3 protein-coding genes, 2 tRNA genes and 1 pseudogene are annotated in these 2,852 nt (G+C 58.9%); 5 read left to right on the top strand and 1 reads right to left on the bottom strand.

Annotation, left to right across the window (positions count from 1 at the left end; all coding sequences use genetic code 11):
* Positions 1-132: pseudogene (locus AB4048_RS28615) on the top strand (IS630 family transposase); the annotation flags it as partial.
* Positions 133-542: 410 nt separating this feature from the next.
* Positions 543-905 (top strand): hypothetical protein, encoded by a 363-nt coding sequence (locus AB4048_RS28610; protein WP_442205319.1) that lies wholly within the window; start codon positions 543-545, stop codon positions 903-905.
* 76 nt (positions 906-981) lie between these two features.
* Here the strand turns inward: AB4048_RS28610 and AB4048_RS28605 are convergent, their stop codons facing one another.
* The gene (locus tag AB4048_RS28605) at positions 982-1,884 is read right to left on the bottom strand and encodes a TrmH family RNA methyltransferase (RefSeq protein WP_442205318.1); all 903 of its coding nucleotides are present in this window, start codon (positions 1,882-1,884) and stop codon (positions 982-984) included.
* 201 nt (positions 1,885-2,085) lie between these two features.
* Between AB4048_RS28605 and AB4048_RS28600 the strand changes: the two genes are divergently transcribed.
* The 3 genes from AB4048_RS28600 to AB4048_RS28590 form a co-directional block, all read left to right on the top strand.
* Positions 2,086-2,170, top strand: a tRNA-Tyr gene (locus tag AB4048_RS28600).
* Between the two features lie 24 nt (positions 2,171-2,194).
* Positions 2,195-2,268 (top strand) — tRNA-Gly (locus tag AB4048_RS28595).
* A 234-nt stretch (positions 2,269-2,502) separates the two neighbouring features.
* Positions 2,503-2,852, top strand: a 350-nt coding sequence (locus AB4048_RS28590) for a GTP-binding protein (protein WP_442205034.1), incomplete at its 3' end; no start/stop codon positions are given.

Here is a 2,852-nt window from a genome sequence, read left to right as displayed (position 1 = left end):
TGGCTCTCGAACCGAGTCTTCAAATCATACGACGACATTGTCGATCACTGCTGCGATGCCTGGCGAAAGCTCGAAAGCCAGCCATGGCGGATCATGTCCATCGGTCGCAGAGAATGGGTCAATGGGTTCTGATCAGCGAGGATCCGTATTACCCGCTCCGAGATGGCGCGCAGGCTCTCTTCGATTGTGTTCATGAGTCCCTCACCCGTTATTCGCGCAGAGTTGCCCAAGCGCCGCCATTCGTCAATCAGACATGAAAATGAAATCTACAAATGGTTGATTCATTTCCGTAGTTTGAAACTTGGTTGTAGCCAGGGGACGCGAGATAATCTGCCCACGAAAATGCACGGCTGTGCGTGGTCTCACACTGAGCGCAGGCTAGAAGGGCGTTGCGGCGCAAGCCGAAGCCGTGATTGAGGGCAGCCCCACATCGTCCTTCCCGAGAAGACAAAGCATGTTGACTCCGCGCCAAAAGAGAACATAATAAGAACATTGGTGGTGACAAAAGCCGCCCTTCAAGTCCTTTTCAAGGGAGAACCGACGTGCTGACAGCGCGAAAGGATATCTTTGCCGTGGAAGCGAACGATGAGCTCAGCGGTACCTACTGGACGCCCGCCACGGAGGCTGAGGCCGACGAGATGCATCCTCGCCTTCTTGAGGCGGTCAACGGGCGGGAGGGCCTAAAACTTTATGCAGTCAATCTTTTCTTGCTGCCTGAGGGCGCACCGAACGGCTACCTCGATATCGCCATAGACCCCGCGACGAAGGAGGCGTGTGGCCTGTACTCCGCCACTTTGGGCCTTGAGGAGTTCGTGACGGGTCCGATTTGGTTTGCTGCCAAGGGGGACGTCGAGGAGACTATCTATGTGCTCGTCAGCCAGCTTGAAACGCAGGGTGCGCTTTAGGGGCTTGTAAAGGCCCCTAAAGCCTAATGTGCGTACTCGGGAGCGGATATCGGGACACGCGTGCCGTTAAACGGTGCTATTTCGCCAGATAGGTGCGCGCGGCGTAGAGGGCGATGGCTGCCGCATTCGAGACGTTGAGCGATTTGATCGCACCGGGCATGTCGAGCCTCGCGAGCGCGCTCACTGTCTCGCGGGTCTTCTGTCGCAGCCCCTTGCCCTCGGATCCGAGTACCAGCGCGACCTTTGCTCCAGTGAACGTCCCCTCCAGCGGAGCCGGTCCCTCCGAATCGAGGCCGATCGTCGTGAAGCCGAGCTTGTGCAGTTCGCCGAGCGCATCCGAGAGGTTGGTAACCTGGATATAAGGGATAAGTTCCAGCGCCCCGGAGGCGGATTTCGCCAGCACGCCGGACTCGGTGGGGCTGTGGCGCATGGTGGTTATGACGGCGCCCGCGTTAAAGGCAACCGCCGAGCGCATGATGGCGCCGACATTGTGCGGATCGGTGACCTGATCGAGCACGAGCAGGAGAGGGCTGTCTTTCAGCGCTTCCAGCCGGCGAACGGGGAGGGGGCGCGTTTCCAGTATGACGCCCTGATGGATCGCCTCGGGCCCGAGGACCTTGTCGATATCGTGCGGCATCACGATCTCGACAGGAAAGCCGAGCGCATCCGGGTCGAAATCGAGACGCGCCAGAGCGTTCTGCGTCACCGATAGTTTGACGAGCCGGCGCTCGCGATTTTCAAGCGCGGCGCGTACCGTGTGAAGGCCATAGAGGAAGACCTGTTCGGGAGCGAGCGCCGGTGGCTTCCAGTCGTCGCCGCCGCGCTTTCGCTTTTGCGGTGGCGGCGTCGGTATCTCGCCGCGTTCGCGCTTGCCGTCGCGATGGGCCCGCCGAAGCGTTGCATAGTGAGTATCCTTGGCGGACTTGTCGCCGTCGGTTTTTTCTGGGCCGGATCGGCCGGAGGTCTTGTCTTTGCTCATGCGGCTTTATAGCCGTCAGGTGGCAACGCGCCTAGTCCTTCCCTGCGTGCGCCGGTTTCCACAGGGGCCGAAATTTTTCGTCATTTTTGCCGAAACGGCATGTTGACAGACGGAAACCGTCCGTCCATATACGCGGCGCAGGTCACGGGCGGCGACGCTCAAGACCCAGCAAGCTTGGTCGACCGATCCGGACGAAAAACTGGAGAGATGCCCGAGTGGTTAAAGGGGACGGACTGTAAATCCGTTGGCTCAGCCTACGTTGGTTCAAATCCAACTCTCTCCACCATTCGTCCTCGGATCGAAGAATACCGCGGGTATAGCTCAATGGTAGAGCAGCAGCCTTCCAAGCTGAATACGCGGGTTCGATTCCCGCTACCCGCTCCAATTATATTGTCGTCATACCGCCGTCCAATTGCCTGCCGTTTCTCGCTTTTCAGCCCGTTTGCCGCCTCTGGCGGTTCTTTCTAAATTCAAGCTGCTTATTGTCTTGCCGCGACTGTTGTCGGCCAAGAATAGGGCGTGCAATTAAAGTCTTGCGCAAAGGCGGGGAAAGCCTTAAACGGCGGCGCTAAACCGGTTCGCCGGGGCCACCTAATACCGTTCACAGGAAGCATTCAAATGGCAAAGAGTAAGTTTGAGCGCAACAAGCCGCACGTTAACATCGGCACGATCGGCCACGTTGACCATGGCAAGACGTCTCTGACGGCAGCGATCACGAAGTACTTCGGCGAGTACAAGGCGTACGACCAGATCGACGCGGCACCGGAAGAAAAGGCCCGCGGCATCACCATTTCGACGGCACACGTCGAGTATGAAACAGCTGCCCGCCACTACGCTCACGTTGACTGCCCCGGCCACGCCGACTACGTCAAGAACATGATCACCGGTGCGGCGCAGATGGACGGCGCGATCCTGGTTTGCTCGGCCGCCGACGGCCCGATGCCGCAGACCCGCGAGCACATCCTGCT

Origin of the sequence: Rhizobium sp. RAF56, assembly GCF_052113965.1 — a bacterium.
GTDB lineage: Bacteria > Pseudomonadota > Alphaproteobacteria > Rhizobiales > Rhizobiaceae > Rhizobium.
Note: the sequence above shows the minus strand (reverse complement) of the source record. Positions and strands in the feature narration are given on the sequence as shown.